Below are 17,767 nucleotides of genomic sequence, written 5' to 3' on the forward strand. Positions count from 1 at the left end.
AGTAAGGAGAGAATCAATTTACTTAAACCAGATGAATACAACATTTGAAAGAGATCTAGATGCCAAGGGCTATATTGATGTAGCAGTAGACCCAAGCCTGGATATAGTACAAGAGATTGCAAGATTGAAGAAGGAGAAGAATGCGGTTATCTTAGCGCATTACTACCAAGAGTCTGAAATTCAAGATATTGCAGATTATATTGGAGACAGCTTGGGCTTATCGCAGCAGGCTGCCAAAACAGATGCGGATGTGATCGTCTTTGCCGGTGTGCACTTCATGGCCGAAACGGCTAAGATCCTGTCGCCGAGCAAGAAGGTGCTTCTGCCGGATCTGAAAGCTGGCTGTTCCCTATCCGACAGCTGTCCGCCACATCTGTTCGCCAAGTTCAAGGAAAAATACCCGGATCACTTGGTCATTACCTATGTGAACTGTACCGCCGAGCTGAAAGCACTATCCGATATCGTCTGTACATCGAGTAATGCCGTACAGATTGTGGAAAGCCTTCCTGCCGACCAGAAGATTATTTTCGGTCCGGATAAGAACCTCGGGGATTACGTGAAGAAAAAAACAGGTAGAGACCTGGTTTTATGGAATGGTGCCTGTATGGTGCATGAGATCTTCTCCCAAGATAAGATCGATGCCCTACGTGCGGAATATCCAGAAGCGAAGTTCATTGCCCATCCGGAATGTGAGGAACATATCCTGGCGCAAGCCGACTATATCGGATCCACATCGGGGATGTTGAAATTTACGATCGAAGATCCTTCCAGTACATTTATCGTGGCAACGGAAGCAGGTATTCTGCACCAGATGCAAAAGGCATCCCCGGCAAAGACCTTCATCCCTGCCCCACCGAACAACTTATGTGCATGCAACGATTGCCCGCACATGAAATTGAATACGCTGGAAAAACTATACAATTGCTTGTATTACGAGCAACCGGAAATTACGTTATCTGAAGATATCATCGCTAGAGCCCAAAAACCGATTGAGCGTATGCTGGAGATATCTGAAAAATTAGGACTATAAAATGAGCATGTTTGAAAACAGTGATCGGACCAACCTGAATGAGCTTGGCGAATTCGGATTGATCGATCACCTGACCCAAAGTATACAGTTGACGCAGAAAAGTACGGTCAAGGGCATCGGTGATGATGCTGCCGTATTAGATTTTGCGAACAAGAAGACACTGATCTCCACCGATTTATTGTTGGAGAACGTGCATTTCGATCTGCGCTATGTTCCCCTCAAGCATTTGGGTTACAAAGCGATACAGGTCAACTTAAGTGATATCTATGCCATGAATGGCATAGCCTCACAGGTGACCATTTCGATCGGTTTATCCTCTAAATTCCCCTTGGAAGCGGTAGAGGAAATCTATGAGGGTGCCCTATTGGCCTGCCAGAACTACAACGTGGACCTGGTGGGTGGCGACACGAGTACTTCCCAACAGGGATTGGTACTTTCCGTAACCAGTATCGGTTATGCGGATACTGACGCCATTGCCTACCGTTCCGGTGCGCAAGAAGGCGACCTGATTTGTGTTTCCGGCGATCTTGGTGGTGCTTATGTTGGTCTGCAGTTGCTTGAAAGAGAGAAACAGATTTTCTTGGAAAACCCGAATATTCAACCCGATCTGGAAGGAAAGGATTACATTATCGAAAGACAGTTGAAACCCGAAGCCCGTAAGGATATCGTGGAATTGCTGGCATCCCTGGACATCAAACCCCACGCGATGATCGATGTATCGGATGGCCTGGCCTCGGAAATCCTCCACATCTGTAAGGCTTCCAATGTAGGCTGTAAGCTATATGAGGAAAAGATCCCATTGGATCCCATGACCTATGAGACAGCTCGCGAATTTGGATTGGATCCGACGGTTTGTGCGCTGAGCGGTGGTGAGGATTATGAACTGTTATTCACGGTACCACAATCCGATTACGATAAGGTTAAGAATCAAATGGAAATTACGGTGATAGGCCATATCACAGAGGCTGCAGCAGGTTACCAGTTGATATCGAAATCCGGAAATGTACATGATATTAAAGCCCAAGGCTGGAATGCCTTCAAGAGTGAAGAGTAAACCGCGGGCAGTTATAAATTGAAACAAAAAGAGCTTTGAATTTCTCAAAGCTCTTTTTTGTTGAAATTAGGTCTGTATTACCCCTACATTGTATCTCCCAATTTCTGTGTTGTGGGATGCCGCTTCAATACCCATGGAAATAATTCTCCGGGTATCTGCCGGATCGATCACACCATCCACCCATAAACGAGAAGCAGCGTAATATGGACTCAATTGTGCATTGTACGTCTCCTCGATATCTTTGAGCAGTTTATTCTTATCTTCCTCCGAAAGGCTAACGCTTTTAGATTTTAATGCAGCCTCTTGGATCTGCAGCAAGGTTTTTCCGGCCGCTGCGCCACTCATGACCGCAATTTGTGCTGTAGGCCAGGCATAGATCAACCGTGGATCATAGGCCTTTCCGCACATCGCATAGTTTCCTGCACCATAGCTATTGCCGACCATAAAGGTGAATTTTGGAACGACCGAATTGGCCATGGCATTCACCATTTTTGCACCATCCTTAATGATACCACCGTGCTCGGAACGCGAACCCACCATAAATCCCGTGATGTCCTGGAAGAACACCAAAGGAATTTTCTGCTGGTTGCAGTTCATGATGAATCTGGCAGCTTTATCTGCGGAGTCCGAATAGATCACACCGCCCATCTGCATTTCCGTTGCATTAGCTGGTTTCTTCGCTTTCACGACTTCGCGCTGGTTTGCCACGATGCCGACTGCCCAACCATCAACACGCGCCAAGGCACAGATCAAGGTCTTGCCATAATCCTTCTTATATTCTTCCAGGGAGTCCTTATCTACGATACACTTCAATATTTCCAGCATATTGTAAGGTTTCAAACGATCTTCCGGAAGGTAATCATACAGTTTTTCTATTGGGTATTCAGGAGCAATGGCTGCTACACGTGAATATTTGAAAGTTGGTTCTTCGCCGAATTTATCAACAATGTTCTTGATAGCATCCAAACAGCTCTCATCATTTGGATATTTGTTGTCCGTTACGCCGGATATTTCACTGTGCGTACTGGCACCACCCAAGGTTTCATTGTCGATCACCTCACCAATGGATGAACGCACCAGATACGATCCTGCCAAGAAAACCGAACCTGTACCTTCAACAATCAATGCATAATCCGACATAATGGGTAAATAAGCACCACCTGCGACACAGGAGCCCATAATGGCGGCAATCTGCGGAATGCCCATCGATGACATTTTCGCATTGTTGCGGAAAATTCGGCCAAAATGTTCCTTATCCGGGAAGATCTCTGCTTGCATCGGCAGATAGACTCCAGCGGAATCAACAAGATAAATAATGGGAATATGGTTCTCCATGGCAATTTCCTGTGCACGGAGATTCTTTTTGCAGGTCATTGGAAACCATGCGCCAGCTTTTACGGAAGCATCATTCGAGACGATGATACAGAGACGACCCTGTACATAGCCCATCACCACGACAACGCCCGCATTCGGACAGCCACCGTGTTCCTGATATTGTCCATCGGCGGCAAAACTACCGATTTCCGTAAAATCCCTGTCTGTATCCAAAAGGTACAACACCCGTTCCCATGCGGATAACTTGCCTTTTTCATGCTGTTTCTGGATTTTATCCAAGCCACCGCCTAAAAGCAACTTCTCACGCTTCTGCTGCAATGTTTCTAATAGCTTACGCATAGATTGTTGATATTATGTAATTTATAACTGGTTGAATTATTAAATTTCTATAAATATCATAAAATATAATTTGTTTTTTACCATATTTGTATAAAATATTTATAACCCAAATATAAACTTAATTAAAATAATATTATGTATAACCTAGGTTCTAAAGAACAATTGGCGTTGGTGAAAGAGAGCGCGCGTAACTTTGCGCAGACTTATATCAAGCCGAATGTGATGAAGTGGGATGAGGCACAGGTTTTCCCTGTTGAGCTATTTAAAAATTTAGGCGACCATGGCTTTATGGGCATTATCGTACCAGAGGAGTACGGTGGTTCCGGCCTTAGCTATCAGGAATACATCAGTATTTTGGATGAAATTTCCAAGGTATGTGGATCGATTGGACTTTCCGTTGCTGCACATAATTCCCTTTGTACAAACCATATCTTAAGCTTCGGTAATGAGGAGCAAAAACGCAAATACCTTCCTAAATTAGCAACAGCAGAGTTTATCGGCGCTTGGGGCTTAACCGAACCTGGTTCAGGATCGGATGCCGGTGGCATGAATACCGTAGCTGTGGCGGATGGCGATTATTTTGTTTTGAACGGTGATAAAACATTTATCACGCACGCCATTTCCGGAGATGTGGCTGTTGTGATGGCACGCACCGGTGAAAAGGGCGACAAACGCGGTATCTCGGCTTTTATCGTTGAAAAAGGTACGCCTGGATTTACTGCAGGAGCGAAAATGGATAAATTAGGCATGCGTGCCTCCGAAACAGGATCCCTATTCTTTGAGGATTGCCGCATTCATAAAGATCAATTGATCGGTGAAATCGGTGATGGTTTCGTTCAGGCATTGAAATTATTGGATGGAGGACGTATTTCCATCGCAGCGCTGTCCTTGGGTATCGCTCGTGGTGCCTATGAATGTGCATTGAAGTATGCCAATGAACGAGAACAATTCCAAACAAAGATCTTTGATTTCCAAGCTGTTGGTTTTACCTTAGCGGATATGGCAACCAAGATCCAAGCTTCGGAATTATTGATCCGTCAAGCGGGTGATTTGAAAGACCGTGGTGAGAAGATTACGAAAGAAGGCGCTATGGCCAAATTATATGCTTCGGAAACGGCAGTAGAGGTTTCCAATGAAGCCGTTCAGATTTTGGGTGGTTATGGGTTTACCAAGGATTTCCCTGCTGAAAAGTATTTTAGAGATGCCAAATTATGTACAATCGGTGAAGGAACCAGTTCTATTCAGCGCATGGTTATCGCCAGAGAAATAAAGAAAGATGTCTAATCCAAATGCTGTAAGTCTTGTTGATTGCCCTCGGGATGCCATCCAGGGCATAAAGCACCAAATTCCAACAGCGAAGAAAATAGCCTACATCAATCAATTGATTGCCAGTAAGCTCTTCGATTGTATCGACTTTGGAAGCTTTGTGTCGCCCAAGGCTGTACCGCAATTGAGCGATACCTTGGCGGTATTGGATGGGATCGAAAAAGATCCTACCGTAGATCTATTGGCGATTATCGCCAATAAACGGGGTGCGGAAACAGCTGCAGGTTTGGAGAAGATTGACTTTCTGGGCTATCCATTTTCCATTTCGGAGACCTTCCAGAAGAACAATACCAATGCGACCATTGCACAGGCTTTTGATACCGTTAAGGAGGTGTTAGAATTGATGGCAAAAGGTAAGCAGGAATTGGTGATTTATATTTCCATGGCTTTTGGGAATCCCTACGGGGATCCTTGGCACATGGATCTGGTCGAGGAATGGGTAGGTAAGCTGGAGCAGATCGGAGTAAAGCACTTCTCCCTTGCGGATACCACTGCGGAGGCAACGGTTGATAATATTCGGTTATTGTTCAAGCAATTATCTCTAGTCTATCCACATATCCCATTCTCATCCCATTTCCACTCGAATGTGGAGAATGCACTATTGAAGATCGATGCAGCCTATGATTCGGGCTGTCGACGGTTTGAGGGTGCTATTCTGGGATATGGAGGCTGTCCTTTTGCCAAGGATGAGCTGGTGGGGAATATGCCATCTGAACTGTTGGTTGACAGGTTCCAAAAGGGCTCCTTTGAAGAGGTTTCCAAGTTAATGCAAGGATTTCAAGATTTAATCAGGAATGACGTATAATTTTATCGAAACAGCCATCAATGGTCATGTTTTTGAATTGACCTTGAACAGGGAGGCCAAAAGGAATGCCTTTACACCGACTATGGTAAATGAAGTAGCTCATGCCCTAGCCGAAGCCAATGCGGACGATCGGGTAAAAGTGGTGGTGCTTCGTGCCAACGGACCGGTATTCTGTGCAGGAATGGACCTGAAGACCTTTCAGGACCGCAGTTTGGATCAGCTGAATCCAGAGATCACCAATAAGGAGATTTCCCTTGGTGAGGTTATGGATAGTCTGAATAAGCCATCCATAGCGCTCGTAGAAGGTGATGTGATTGCTGGTGGCTTTCTGTTTATCTTGGGCTGTACCTTTGTATTTGCACAGGAGCAGGTACGTTTTAAACTTCCGGAGATAGCCTTGGGGATCTTTCCTTTTCAGGTCATGGCGGGTCTGAAGCGTATCATGTCCGAAAAGCGGGTATTGCAGCTGTGTTTGGATGCTGAGTTCTTTAACTTACAGAAAGCAATCGATTTTGGTATTGCCGATGGAATCCTCGAAGATGTTCAAATAAAGGCGCTGATCGACAGTTTTGCCGATAAAAGTGTATATGCACTGCAAGCGGGAATGGAAGCTCTGAAGGGCATGCGCGAGCTGGAGGGCAGCGAACAGTATGCTTATCTCTTGAAGAGCTTGAACGCCCTACGAGATAGGCCGGAAGTAAAAGCCTTTATGGAAGCGAAATTAAAGAAATAACGACCGAATGATCCATTCGTTCATAAATAAAAAGTCTCCGCTTCCAAGATGAAGCGGAGACTTTTTATTTATTGGTTTCCTTTTTAGGATACTTTCTTTTCGATCCAAAAATTATTGAAGCCTAGACCGATCTCGATGTTCAGCAATTTCTGTTGCAGCATTTCGAGCATCGCCAGGAAATTATAGACAAATTGTACTTTATTTTCCGAATTCTTGGCGATTGCCGAGAAGTCCAGTGATTTATTGATTTCGATAAGTTCAGCAATGGCTTTTTTCTGTTGTTCGATGCTATAGGGGTATTTCACCACGGTATGTGTTACTTCCTGTACCCGATGGGTGAAATTGTACATCATCCGTTCGTAGACCAGCATAAGTTTGTAGAGGTCGAATGTTGCCAATTCCTCTTCCAGGGTCTGGGCCTTGGCATCACGGGCGATCTTCAGGTCGTAATTGATATTTCCACGGGCATATACTTTCCCACGGTTGTCTTCCAAAATCCGGAGTTCTTCACAGATTTCCTTGAACTGCTTGTACAGGACAAGTTTTTGGACCAACTCTTTCTTCAGGTCGATCTCGTTCTCTTCATCATCCAATTCCGGACGGGGAAGTAACATTTTCGCCTTGATGCGCATGAGGGTCGAGGCTACGAAGATAAATTCCGATGCCAGTTCGATATTCAGGGACTGCATCTGTTGAATGTAATCCAGGAATTCATCGGTGATCTGGGAGATGGGAATATCATGGATATTCAGTTCATCCCTTTCGATAAAGAACAACAGCAGGTCAAAGGGACCTTCGAATTGCGCTAATTTGATTTCGTAGTTTGTAGAATCCATAGAACAGCTTCAAAAATAAGGATTTGCCGGGATATATTTTTGGTCCTCTTTTGAATAAAAGTAAAACAAAGGGCATCATAAAATTGTAATATATTCCATAGTTAAAATAATAAATTGTTACTTTGTATCTTATTTTGAAATTTTTCGATTATGCAGGTAGAAGCAGGACCGCTATTACAAAATATTACATTTCCGGATGATCTTCGTTCGCTGAAGGAGACTGATTTAGAGGAGGTTTGTAAAGAGCTGAGACAATATATCATTGATATAGTTTCTGTAAATGGTGGACATTTTGCAGCGAGTTTGGGCGTTGTAGAGCTTACCGTAGCGCTACATTATGCACTGAATACCCCTTATGACCAGATCATATTTGATGTGGGCCACCAGGCCTATGGCCATAAGATCTTAACGGGCCGTCGGGAGGAGTTCCATACGAACCGGATCTTGGGTGGTATTTCGGGATTTCCAAAGCGTAGCGAGAGTGCATACGATGCTTTTGGTGTCGGCCACTCTTCCACTTCTATTTCCGCGGCATTGGGTATGGCCGTAGCATCAGCCTACAAGGGTGAAACCGACCGGCAGCATGTTGCCATTATCGGTGATGGCGCCCTGACCGGTGGGATGGCTTTCGAAGCTTTGAACCATGCGGGAATTGAAAAATCAAACCTATTGGTCATTCTGAATGACAACTGTATGTCCATTGACCCGAATGTGGGTGCAATGAAAGAATACCTCACGAGCATCACCACCTCCAAGAGCTACAACCGCTTTCGGGACGATCTGGTATCCGTATTGGCGAAGATCTCCAAGAAGGGTCCAAATGCTTATGGATGGGCTAAGAAATTGGAGCAGAGTATTAAGGGAACCCTATTGAAGAACTCTAACCTCTTCGAGTCCTTGAATTTTCGATATTTTGGTCCTGTTGATGGGCATGACGTGAATAAATTGGTGAAGACCATTGAGGATCTGAAGCACATTAACGGTCCGAAGTTATTGCATGTCGTTACGGTAAAAGGTAAGGGCTATGCTTTGGCGGAGAAGGATCAAACGAAATGGCATGCTCCGGGTCTTTTCGATAAGATAACGGGAGAGATCAAGAAATCTGTTTCCGACAAGCCGCAGCCACCGAAGTACCAGGATGTTTTCGGACATACCCTAGTCGAGCTGGCGGAGGAAAATAAGAACATTATGGGGATTACCCCAGCGATGCCGAGTGGCTCGTCCATGAATATCATGATGAAGGCCATGCCGGATCGTGCATTCGATGTGGGTATTGCCGAACAGCATGCAGTAACTTTCAGTGCAGGATTGGCTGCACAGGGATTGGTACCCTTCTGTAATATCTATTCTTCATTTATGCAGCGTTCCTATGACCAGGTGATCCATGATGTGGCCCTGCAGAAGCTGAACGTTGTGTTCTGTTTGGATAGAGCGGGATTGGTGGGTGCCGATGGTCCTACACACCATGGTGCCTATGATATTGCCTTTATGCGCTGTATTCCGAATATGATCGTTGCGTCCCCGATGAATGAGGAGGAGTTGCGCAACATGATGTATTCTGCACAATTGCCAGATATCGGTCCATATACGATCCGTTACCCGCGCGGAAACGGTGTGATGCCGGATTGGAAATTACCGTTCAAGGAAATTCCGATCGGAAAGGGCCGGAAATTGGTGGACGGTGAGGAAATTGCCATCCTGACCTTTGGGCATATCGGTAATGAAGCGACCAAGGCGATCCGTAATCTCAATGCCGATGGTATCCATCCGGGGCATTACGACATGCGATTTGCAAAACCATTGGATGAAGCTTTGTTACACGAGGTATTCCAGAAATATAATAAAGTGATCACCGTGGAGGACGGCTGTCTTCCGGGCGGTATCGGTTCGGCGATCTTGGAATTCATGGCGGATCACAACTACGAGGCACATGTGCAGCGTTTAGGGATCCCAGATGGCATCATTGAGCATGGCGAACAGGCGGAGTTGTGGAATATCTGTGGGTATGATGCGGCAGGAATCGAGAACGAAGTGCGCAAGATGACAAAAGGGATAAAAACAGAAACTTTGGTAGGATAATTGCTATAGTTTTATCAGATATTTCAGTGACTATCAAAAGTCTAACAAAGGAAGCTCTACGCTTCCTTTTTTCATTAAAAGTTTTCCACATTTAAAATTCAGGTCATCATTTTTTAATGAAAAAATAAAGTAAAAAACCCTAGAAAATTTTGGTGTTAATAAAATAATTTGATACACATATTTTAGCTGATTTTCGGTAAAAATTACAATTAAAATACTGGTTTTCAGGGTATTTTCTTTTTTTTACTTTTTTAATTTTTTAGCTCATTTTTTTTTGTCATATTCGTTGTAGGCAAAAGTTATGAACAGAATTTTTGTCAATTATTGGTTTTCAAGTTATTAACAAATATAGAATGGAAAAAACGTGTACAAGTGTTTGGGAAAGTTGTCTTGCAGTCATAAAAGATAACATTCCAACGCAAAGTTTTAAAACATGGTTCGAGCCCGTTAAAGCTGTACGTCTAGAAGGAAACGTTTTAACTATTCAAGTACCAAGTTTGTTTTTCTACGAGTGGTTGGAAGAGCATTATGTTGGTATTCTAAGAAAGACAGTTAAAAAGTTTTTAGGGGAGCAGGGAAGATTGGAATACAACATCGTTGTAGAGAAATCTTCGGCCAACCCACCTTATACAACAAATATTCCTTCGAACGGTAATGGTGCAGAGGGAAAGAAGCAATCTATACCTGTACCTGTTGCATTAAATAAGAATATCAAGAATCCTTTTGTGATCCCTGGATTGAAGAAATTACAGGTTGATCCACAATTGAATCAGAATTATACGTTCGATAATTTCATCGAGGGCGAGTGTAACCGTCTGGCGCGTTCCGCAGGCTATGCCGTGGCCAACAAACCCGGAGGTACTTCCTTCAACCCATTGATGGTCTATGGAGATGTAGGCTTGGGAAAAACACACTTAGCGCAAGCGATCGGTAATGAAATCAAACGTAACCTACCTGATAAGCTGGTTATCTACGTATCCTGTGAGAAATTCTGTCAGCAATTTGTTGACTCCCTAAAGAACAACACGATCAATGATTTCGTGAACTTCTATCAGGCGATGGATGTGATCATCATGGATGACGTTCATAATTTTGCGGGTAAAGAGAAGACTCAGGATATTTTCTTCCACATCTTCAACCACCTGCACCAAACAGGAAAACAGATCATCCTGACTTCGGATAAGGCCCCTAAGGACCTTTCCGGTTTGGAAGAGCGCTTATTGAGCCGTTTCAAATGGGGGTTATCTGCGGACATCCAAGTGCCTGATCTGGAAACCAGAATGGCGATCTTGAAGAAGAAGATGTATTCCGACGGTATCGAATTGCCAGAAAACGTGGTGGAATATGTTGCCAACCAGATTGACAACAGTGTTCGTGAGCTGGAAGGTGCCATGGTATCCTTACTTGCGCAATCCACATTGAACAAGCGGGAGATTGATCTTAACCTGGCGAAGTCCATGTTAAAGAACTTTGTGAAGAATACGCACAAGGAAATCTCCATGGAATATATTCAGAAATTGGTATGTGAGTACTTTGAAGTTCCTGTGGAAATGGTGAAATCGAAAGTCCGCAAGCGTGAAATCGTTCAAGCGAGACAGATTTCCATGTACCTGGCAAAGAACCATACCAAATCATCCCTTAAATCCATCGGTAACTTCTTTGGTGGCCGTGACCACTCTACCGTTATCTATGCGTGTCAGACCGTCGAAGATCTGATCGAAACCGATAAGAAATTCAAAACCTACGTACAGGATATACAGAAAAAGCTGAAAGCTTCATAAAAAAAGGAAGGGCTGCGAGAATCGCAGCCCTTCCTTTTTTTATGAAGCAGAATTGATTTGTTAGTATTGAGATTTGAGTATTGAGATATGAGATAGAAAGCGGGCCGGAACTGCTGTTTTTTCCCATGATTTCACAAATATCACATCTCCTTTTTCCCATCTAATCCTCCATATTCACCCTTAATATCTCATATCTCATATCTCACATCTCAGATCTCATATCATAAGAAATTGAAGGCTGCGAGAATCGCAACCTTAATTTTTTATATAGTATTGAGATATGAGATAGAAAACGTGCTGGAACTGTTGTTTTTTCCCATGATATCACAAATATCACATCTCCTATTTCCCATCTAATCCTCCATATTCACCCTTAATATCTCACATCTCATATCTCACATCTCATATCTCATATAAAAAAATAAGCTGCCCCCTATCGGGGGGCAGCTTATTTTTTTATGAAACATGAATACTAGCCAGCTTATTGTACTGGGGGAGCTGCTGGAGTTTCAGCTTTTTTCGCTGCTCTAGCTTCTACGATTTTCGCGTACAATGGTTTTTGCTCGTCAGTCAATAAGTCGCTAACTTTTTTGTCTAAGTCTGCACTTAATGCATCGATTTGAGTAGCCTTCGCATCATCTGCTACTGTAGTATCAGCTTTCAACGCTAATTTTGCTTTTTTGTGTTCCAAAACTACATTGTAAATCTGAGTTTGTTGGTCTTCAGTTAAGTTCAACTGAGAAGTCCATTCAGTTACGGTTGCTTTTGCTTTTTCTTCAGGATTTACTTCCTGTGCAAATGTTAGTGATAATGAGAATAATACTGCGGTTACTGCTAAAAATAACTTTTTCATGATTTTTAATTTTTTTGTTTACACTTAATTATTTACTCCGTTTCTGTACATTAATAACAGCAGTTTGGGGTCGATTATTATATGTTTGTATCATGTTTGTTACTTTTTAACATTTCTTAACAGGTTAAGGGATTTAAAAGCAATGCAAAAAAACTGCCCTTAGATATACGTAAGGCTACTTTTTTAGCATTTTCAATTAAAATATCATGATTTCTAAATATTTTTCGATTTTGATACAATACGCGGTCGCTAAATAGAACTGCAGCAAAAATATTATCGATAAACGGGATGTTTTAGGAGATGAATCCTGCTATTTTTTGAAGGAAGTCTTCTTCCTGTTCCAAGGTGACCTCGATGGGAATATAAAAGACGGGTATGCCCGCGAGGTAGTCCAGGCCTAGGCGTTGGGCATCCTTTTCCGTGGTCATGACGACGGTCCCCTTATCTTTCAGGAAGGTGTAGAGCTTTTTGATCTGCTTGTAATCGAATTCATCAAAGGCATGATGATCGCCAAATTTCAGGTGCTTGACGCGCGAACCTTTACTTTTCAGATAGTCCACCAATGGATCTGGATTGGCGATCCCCGTGATCAGGAGGATATCCTTTGGCCACTCCTGCATCGTGAAATCGCTATCAGGCTGCAAAGGCACCGGCGGCAGATAGGAAATCTTGCTGTAATAAATGGGTGCCTGTGTGTTGTACCGACGTATTTTTCGTTCGATCTGTGCAATTTGCTCCTGCTTTAACTGTTCCGGACATTTGGTGATGAGGATGAGATCCGCACGTTTTGTCTGGTCGAATGTATCCCTATAGTTCCCTGTCGGTAGCAGGAGGATAGGATTCAGGATGGACTGGAATTCAAACAGCAGGATGGAACAGGATGGCGTGACCTTGCGGTGCTGAAAAGCGTCATCCAGGACGATGAGGTTATGGTCCTTACTTAAAATTTGGATCCCTTCGGCTCTGTTTTCATCGACGGCTACGGTAATATGGGGATGGTTCTTCTTAAATTGCAAGGGTTCATCGCCGACATCCTTGACATGGTCTTCTACGGAAACCAGGCGGAATCCTTTGGTCTTACGACCGTATCCCCTACTCAGGCTGGCCACGGTATGGTGCTGTTGGAAATGGTTGATCAGCTTCTGCGTCAGCGGACTCTTTCCTGCGCCCCCAACGGCGAGGTTGCCGATCACTATGGTCGGGACAGTAAAGGTCTGGCTCTTGAATAGACCAATATCATACAGCTTATTGCGGACCCATATAATCAGGGTATACAAGATGGTAATCGGGAATAGTAACCACCGTAACAACTGCATAGCTATTTCTTTATGATCTTAATACCGACATCATTGATGCCCCGCAATGGATTTTCGTGCATGTTATGCTCCAGGGATAAGGTATATTTCCCGGTATCGGGGAAAGAAACGTTTTCCTTGACCAGTGCGGATTGTTCATAGAGATTACCGGCGGAGTTACCCAGCCATTTGCCCTCATCTTCGGCCAACTGAAGTTCATACCGAAAGGCCGTATCGCGGAGGCCCTTTCCCTTTTCATGCAACAGCAGAAAGAGGTTATGGTAGGGATAATAGGCGTTGTGACGGATATTCACGAAGATGTCGTAGCGGGCTTGCTTATCATCCACATCAATGGTGTACTGTGGCTGAAAATCGTAATCCCAAAGCATGTTTGGGATTACGGTATTTTTTTCAAAAAAAGCGCCTTCTTGGCAGGACGCCAACAGGAAGATCAATAATGCTGTTGTGAATAACTTAACCATGCTTCAGGGATTAACCTTCGGATTTAGAATCGTTGTTCCTGTTATTGTTGTTTCTTCTGTTTCTATTCTGTTGCCTACGGCGGTTGTTATTGTTACTGCGCTGACCTTGTTGGCCCTGCTGCTCGCCAGGATTTGCATTGGCTTCCTTCGAGCGTTGCTGCCCTGCAGGTTGATTGCGGTTTTCACGCGGTTCCTGTTTCGGTCTTGGCGCTCCTTCGGCCGTGTTTTTCTGCTGGTTGTCGCCTCTGTTAGACGGATTTGCCTTTTTGGGCTTGCGCTTTTTCTTCTTTCTGTTTCTGTCGTCAAGACGGGTCAGGCTATCCTGGCCGACTACGTTTTCATAATCCGGAGCCACAGCTTTCGGTGTCTCTTCCTTCTCAGGAGAAGCAAGATCTTGTGCTTTTTTGCCCTCGGCATTCAATGCCGCCAATTCCTTCACCTTTGAGGCGTGCAATGGAATCCAACTTTCTGCACCCGGATAGGAGAACCACATGGTCTTCTTGAAAATATCCGTTTTCTGCAGATAGGCTATACCCGAAAAGGTCTCGATGCGATCGATGTTATTCGGGATATCCTTGAGGGCATCCATATAACTGTCCAACTCATAGTTCAGGCAACATTTCAGCTTACCACATTGACCGGCCAATTTCAGGGTGTTCAAGGATAGGTTCTGATAGCGTGCCGCAGAAGTGGAGACGGTTTTAAAATCCGTCAACCAGGTCGAACAGCACAGCTCGCGCCCACACGAACCGATACCACCGAGGCGACTCGCCTCCTGGCGCATACCGATCTGGCGCATTTCGATCCGTATCCGGAAAGCTTCCGCCATCCGCTTGATCAATTCCCTAAAATCCACACGCCCTTCCGCCGTATAGTAGAAGGTAGCCTTCGTCTTATCGCCTTGATAATCCACATCGGAAATCTTCATGGATAGGCCAAGCTCCAAGGCCAGGTTCCTGGCACGGTGCATGGTCTCCCATTCCAAATCCTTGGCAAGATTATACTTCGCCACATCATTCTCAGATGCCTTGCGGTAGATCTTTTTAACAACGTCCTCAGGTTTAACGTTGTTCTTCTTTAGTTGTAGACGGACCAATTCACCCGTTAGGGAAACATGGCCAATGTCGTAGCCACCCGTATTGGGCTCTACGGCGACCATCTCGCCCATTTCAAGGTAAATATTATCCGTATTCACGAAAAACTCCTTACGGGAGCCTTTAAAACGAACTTCTACAATATCAAAAGGTTTATAGTTAGATGGAAGGTCCATATCGACCAACCAATCGTAAACATCCAATTTATTACATCCGCTGGTCATGCATGTACCGTTGTTATTGCAACCTGCTGGTACTGTGCCTAGCGTACTGCTTCCGCAGCCACCACCGGATGAGCAACTGCCACATCCCATATTTCTATAATTATATATATTGAGTTCCCTGTGGGAACGTATTGTATTTAAATAGTAAAACTAACTGCAAAGATAAATCTAAAAATAATATTTTAGGATTTGCATTTCTTTCAACAGAATAATGCGTTTTCTCCAGCTGCTCAATCGCTACCTGGAGCTTATCCAACGTCGTAATCTCACTGAACTTCTGCACAAATTCCAACTCGGCATCCTTCAGGAAGACCAATTGGTCCAGTCCCTGGTTCAGCAGGACAATCTGCCGCAGGATATTGATCGCATAGATCAGGAACAGCTTTTGGTTCTCACGGCCCAGTTTGCTGAATTCCTCGTCGCACATCTGGATGATGTTCAATCCCGAATCGGTAACAATACAGCGCAACCACCGGATCAGCAGGTCGAAATTCGTGTTCGACTCCTCTTGAAGCTGCTCCAATGCCGACTGCATATTGCCGTCCGCAATAAAGGCAATCTCGTTCGCCCGATTGACGTCTACCTGCTTCACATTGATCAGGTACTGCGTCAGCTCATCGTGGGAAAGCTTGTTCACCTTCACCAATTGTGTACGAGAGATGATCGTATTCAGGATCTTATCCTGATTCTCCGGCACCAACAGGAAGAGTGTCTTTGCCGGCGGCTCCTCGATCAGTTTCAGCAGGGCATTCCCTTGGGTATCCAAATATTCGGGAAGCCACATGATCAAGACTTTGTATTCCGCCTCAAAAGCCTTCAAGCTCAGTTTCTTGATGATATCGTGTGCCTCGGCGATATTGATATTGGCCTGTTTATTCTCCGCATCCAGTTGGTTACGCCAATAGTTCAGGCTCATGTAGGGGTTATCCAAAAAGGCCTTCCGCCAATCCTCCATATAGGTCGATGCCGTTTCTCCGGAACCCTTTGCGAAAAAGGGAAAGGAAAAGTGCAGATCCGGATGGATGATCTTCTCGTACTTCAGGCAGGACGGGCAATTCCCGCAACTATCATCCGGCAGTTTATGCTCACAGTTGATGTATTGCGCATAGGCATGGGCAAGAGCCAGGTTCCCCGATCCCTCAGGGCCCAAAAAAAGTTGTGCGTGACTAACCCGGTTTTCCTGAACCGTCGACAAAAGCTGCTGCTTGAGTGCCTCGTGGCCTACGATGTTTTTAAATTGCATACCTTATCTTACAAATGTACAAATTAATCCGCACTGCTTTATTCTTTGTCTGTTGGAAGTGTGATTTGCTTTGCAAATAATTAGATTCTTTTGCTTATTATTGCATTAAAATCTATTAGCGACAAGAAATGAGATTCATAGTATCAACCTCTATATTACTTAAGCAATTACAGGCGATTAGCGGTGCTTCAAGTTCCAGTACCGTATTACCTATCTTAGAGAACTTTCTTTTCGAAATCAAGGACAATATCCTAACAATTTCAGCTACTGATTTGCAGACCAGTATGGTTACGAATTTGCAGATCGAGGCGAAAGAGGAAGGTCGCGTGGCGATGCCTTCCAAGATCTTGATAGAAACGTTGAAAACTTTACCGGATCAGCCGGTAGCATTTTCGGTTGATACCAATACATTGGCGATAGAGATCAGTGCGGGTGACGGTAAATATAAATTGAGCGGCGAAAATGCGGATGATTTTCCGAAGATTCCCGTAATCGAGAATATTTCCACCGTTAACATCCCTGCTGCTGTGCTTCTGGAAGCCATCAATAAAACAATCTTTGCGGTTTCCAATGATGAGCTGCGCCCAGCAATGTCTGGTGTGCTGGTGCAATTGGCGGAACAGTCCACAACATTTGTGGCAACCGATGCCCATAAATTGGTGCGCTATCGCCGTACCGATGTAGGTGCTGAAAAACCGACATCCATTATCTTGCCGAAGAAAGCATTGGCACTTTTGAAGTCATCCCTGCCTTCAGACGATGTGAATGTTTCCATTGAATACAACAACACGAACGCATTCTTCCAGTTCGGAAATATCAACCTGATCTGTCGCTTGATCGATGAGCGCTATCCAGATTATGAAGCGGTAATTCCACGCCTGAACCCAAATAAACTGACTGTTGACCGTTCCTTGTTCCTGAATACCCTACGCCGTGTCGTAATCTTCGCGAACAAAACCACACATCAGGTACGTTTGAAAATCTCAGGAAGCGAATTGCACATCTCTGCTGAAGATTTGGATTTCTCCAATGAGGCACATGAACGCTTAAGCTGTCAATTTGAGGGCGAAGACATGGAAATCGGCTTCAATGCGAAATTCTTGGTGGAAATGTTGAACAACCTGGCTTGCGAAGAGGTGGTACTGGAAATGAGTACGCCAAACCGTGCCGGTCTATTGGTTCCTGCGATCAAGGAAGACCATGAAGATGTATTAATGTTGGTGATGCCAGTGATGTTGAACAATATTTAATTAGACCG

15 protein-coding genes are annotated in these 17,767 nt (G+C 44.3%); 8 read left to right on the forward strand and 7 right to left on the reverse strand.

The window, feature by feature from the left end; all coding sequences use genetic code 11:
• The first annotated feature begins 31 nt into the window (after positions 1-31).
• Positions 32-1,030: a quinolinate synthase NadA gene (nadA, locus tag G6N79_RS03420; protein WP_103906586.1), complete on the forward strand. Its 999-nt coding sequence runs from the start codon at positions 32-34 to the stop codon at positions 1,028-1,030.
• A gap of 7 nt (positions 1,031-1,037) precedes the next feature.
• The gene (gene thiL, locus G6N79_RS03425; RefSeq protein WP_103906694.1) at positions 1,038-2,084 is read left to right on the forward strand and encodes a thiamine-phosphate kinase; all 1,047 of its coding nucleotides are present in this window, start codon (positions 1,038-1,040) and stop codon (positions 2,082-2,084) included.
• Positions 2,085-2,150: 66 nt separating this feature from the next.
• Here the strand turns inward: thiL and G6N79_RS03430 are convergent, their stop codons facing one another.
• A complete protein-coding gene (locus G6N79_RS03430; RefSeq protein WP_103906587.1) occupies positions 2,151-3,758 on the reverse strand; it encodes an acyl-CoA carboxylase subunit beta in 1,608 nt (535 codons plus the stop codon).
• A 135-nt stretch (positions 3,759-3,893) separates the two neighbouring features.
• Between G6N79_RS03430 and G6N79_RS03435 the strand changes: the two genes are divergently transcribed.
• The 3 genes from G6N79_RS03435 to G6N79_RS03445 are packed head-to-tail and all read left to right on the forward strand — an operon-like array spanning position 3,894 to position 6,622.
• Positions 3,894-5,042, forward strand: coding sequence for an acyl-CoA dehydrogenase family protein (locus G6N79_RS03435; protein WP_103906588.1), 1,149 nt, complete (start codon positions 3,894-3,896; stop codon positions 5,040-5,042).
• Positions 5,035-5,889: a beta/alpha barrel domain-containing protein gene (locus G6N79_RS03440; protein WP_103906589.1), complete on the forward strand. Its 855-nt coding sequence runs from the start codon at positions 5,035-5,037 to the stop codon at positions 5,887-5,889. The genes G6N79_RS03435 and G6N79_RS03440 overlap by 8 nt, the downstream gene beginning before the upstream one ends.
• Positions 5,879-6,622, forward strand: a complete 744-nt coding sequence (locus tag G6N79_RS03445) for an enoyl-CoA hydratase/isomerase family protein (RefSeq protein ID WP_103906590.1) — start codon at positions 5,879-5,881, stop codon at positions 6,620-6,622. The genes G6N79_RS03440 and G6N79_RS03445 overlap by 11 nt, the downstream gene beginning before the upstream one ends.
• 83 nt (positions 6,623-6,705) lie before the next feature.
• On the opposite strand, the gene G6N79_RS03450 is transcribed toward G6N79_RS03445, so the two are convergent.
• The gene (locus G6N79_RS03450; protein WP_103906591.1) at positions 6,706-7,458 is read right to left on the reverse strand and encodes a segregation and condensation protein A; all 753 of its coding nucleotides are present in this window, start codon (positions 7,456-7,458) and stop codon (positions 6,706-6,708) included.
• A gap of 150 nt (positions 7,459-7,608) precedes the next feature.
• On the opposite strand from G6N79_RS03450, the gene dxs reads away from it, so the two are divergent.
• Together dxs and dnaA are read left to right on the forward strand one after the other, a co-directional pair.
• Positions 7,609-9,537: a 1-deoxy-D-xylulose-5-phosphate synthase gene (dxs, locus tag G6N79_RS03455; RefSeq protein ID WP_103906592.1), complete on the forward strand. Its 1,929-nt coding sequence runs from the start codon at positions 7,609-7,611 to the stop codon at positions 9,535-9,537.
• A 353-nt stretch (positions 9,538-9,890) separates the two neighbouring features.
• Positions 9,891-11,318, forward strand: a complete 1,428-nt coding sequence (gene dnaA, locus G6N79_RS03460; RefSeq protein ID WP_099369238.1) for a chromosomal replication initiator protein DnaA — start codon at positions 9,891-9,893, stop codon at positions 11,316-11,318.
• Positions 11,319-11,799: 481 nt separating this feature from the next.
• Here the strand turns inward: dnaA and G6N79_RS03465 are convergent, their stop codons facing one another.
• The 5 genes from G6N79_RS03465 to G6N79_RS03485 form a co-directional block, all read right to left on the reverse strand.
• Complete coding sequence (locus G6N79_RS03465; RefSeq protein ID WP_103906593.1) at positions 11,800-12,171, reverse strand: hypothetical protein; 372 nt, start codon at positions 12,169-12,171, stop codon at positions 11,800-11,802.
• 293 nt (positions 12,172-12,464) lie between these two features.
• Positions 12,465-13,487: a tetraacyldisaccharide 4'-kinase gene (gene lpxK / locus G6N79_RS03470; protein WP_103906594.1), complete on the reverse strand. Its 1,023-nt coding sequence runs from the start codon at positions 13,485-13,487 to the stop codon at positions 12,465-12,467.
• A gap of 2 nt (positions 13,488-13,489) precedes the next feature.
• Positions 13,490-13,948 carry a gliding motility lipoprotein GldH gene (locus tag G6N79_RS03475; RefSeq protein WP_103906595.1) on the reverse strand — a complete coding sequence of 153 codons (459 nt, stop codon included), beginning with the start codon at positions 13,946-13,948 and terminating at the stop codon, positions 13,490-13,492.
• Positions 13,949-13,958: 10 nt separating this feature from the next.
• A complete protein-coding gene (locus tag G6N79_RS03480) occupies positions 13,959-15,266 on the reverse strand; it encodes a PSP1 domain-containing protein (RefSeq protein WP_103906596.1) in 1,308 nt (435 codons plus the stop codon).
• Positions 15,267-15,366: 100 nt separating this feature from the next.
• Positions 15,367-16,509: a DNA polymerase III subunit gene (locus G6N79_RS03485; protein WP_103906597.1), complete on the reverse strand. Its 1,143-nt coding sequence runs from the start codon at positions 16,507-16,509 to the stop codon at positions 15,367-15,369.
• A gap of 128 nt (positions 16,510-16,637) precedes the next feature.
• On the opposite strand from G6N79_RS03485, the gene dnaN reads away from it, so the two are divergent.
• A complete protein-coding gene (dnaN, locus tag G6N79_RS03490) occupies positions 16,638-17,759 on the forward strand; it encodes a DNA polymerase III subunit beta (RefSeq protein ID WP_103906598.1) in 1,122 nt (373 codons plus the stop codon).
• Positions 17,760-17,767 lie beyond the last annotated feature (8 nt).

The organism is Sphingobacterium lactis, assembly GCF_011046555.1.
GTDB lineage: Bacteria > Bacteroidota > Bacteroidia > Sphingobacteriales > Sphingobacteriaceae > Sphingobacterium > Sphingobacterium lactis.

Bases quoted from the DNA above. Each gene is read 5' to 3' on its own strand.
- nadA (WP_103906586.1), top strand. From the start codon at position 32: ATGAATACAACATTTGAAAGAGATCTAGATGCCAAGGGCTATATTGAT.
- thiL (WP_103906694.1), top strand. From the start codon at position 1,038: ATGTTTGAAAACAGTGATCGGACCAACCTGAATGAGCTTGGCGAATTC.
- G6N79_RS03430 (WP_103906587.1), bottom strand. From the start codon at position 3,758: ATGCGTAAGCTATTAGAAACATTGCAGCAGAAGCGTGAGAAGTTGCTT.
- G6N79_RS03435 (WP_103906588.1), top strand. From the start codon at position 3,894: ATGTATAACCTAGGTTCTAAAGAACAATTGGCGTTGGTGAAAGAGAGC.
- G6N79_RS03440 (WP_103906589.1), top strand. From the start codon at position 5,035: ATGTCTAATCCAAATGCTGTAAGTCTTGTTGATTGCCCTCGGGATGCC.
- G6N79_RS03445 (WP_103906590.1), top strand. From the start codon at position 5,879: ATGACGTATAATTTTATCGAAACAGCCATCAATGGTCATGTTTTTGAA.
- G6N79_RS03450 (WP_103906591.1), bottom strand. From the start codon at position 7,458: ATGGATTCTACAAACTACGAAATCAAATTAGCGCAATTCGAAGGTCCC.
- dxs (WP_103906592.1), top strand. From the start codon at position 7,609: ATGCAGGTAGAAGCAGGACCGCTATTACAAAATATTACATTTCCGGAT.
- dnaA (WP_099369238.1), top strand. From the start codon at position 9,891: ATGGAAAAAACGTGTACAAGTGTTTGGGAAAGTTGTCTTGCAGTCATA.
- G6N79_RS03465 (WP_103906593.1), bottom strand. From the start codon at position 12,171: ATGAAAAAGTTATTTTTAGCAGTAACCGCAGTATTATTCTCATTATCA.
- lpxK (WP_103906594.1), bottom strand. From the start codon at position 13,487: ATGCAGTTGTTACGGTGGTTACTATTCCCGATTACCATCTTGTATACC.
- G6N79_RS03475 (WP_103906595.1), bottom strand. From the start codon at position 13,948: ATGGTTAAGTTATTCACAACAGCATTATTGATCTTCCTGTTGGCGTCC.
- G6N79_RS03480 (WP_103906596.1), bottom strand. From the start codon at position 15,266: ATGACCAGCGGATGTAATAAATTGGATGTTTACGATTGGTTGGTCGAT.
- G6N79_RS03485 (WP_103906597.1), bottom strand. From the start codon at position 16,509: ATGCAATTTAAAAACATCGTAGGCCACGAGGCACTCAAGCAGCAGCTT.
- dnaN (WP_103906598.1), top strand. From the start codon at position 16,638: ATGAGATTCATAGTATCAACCTCTATATTACTTAAGCAATTACAGGCG.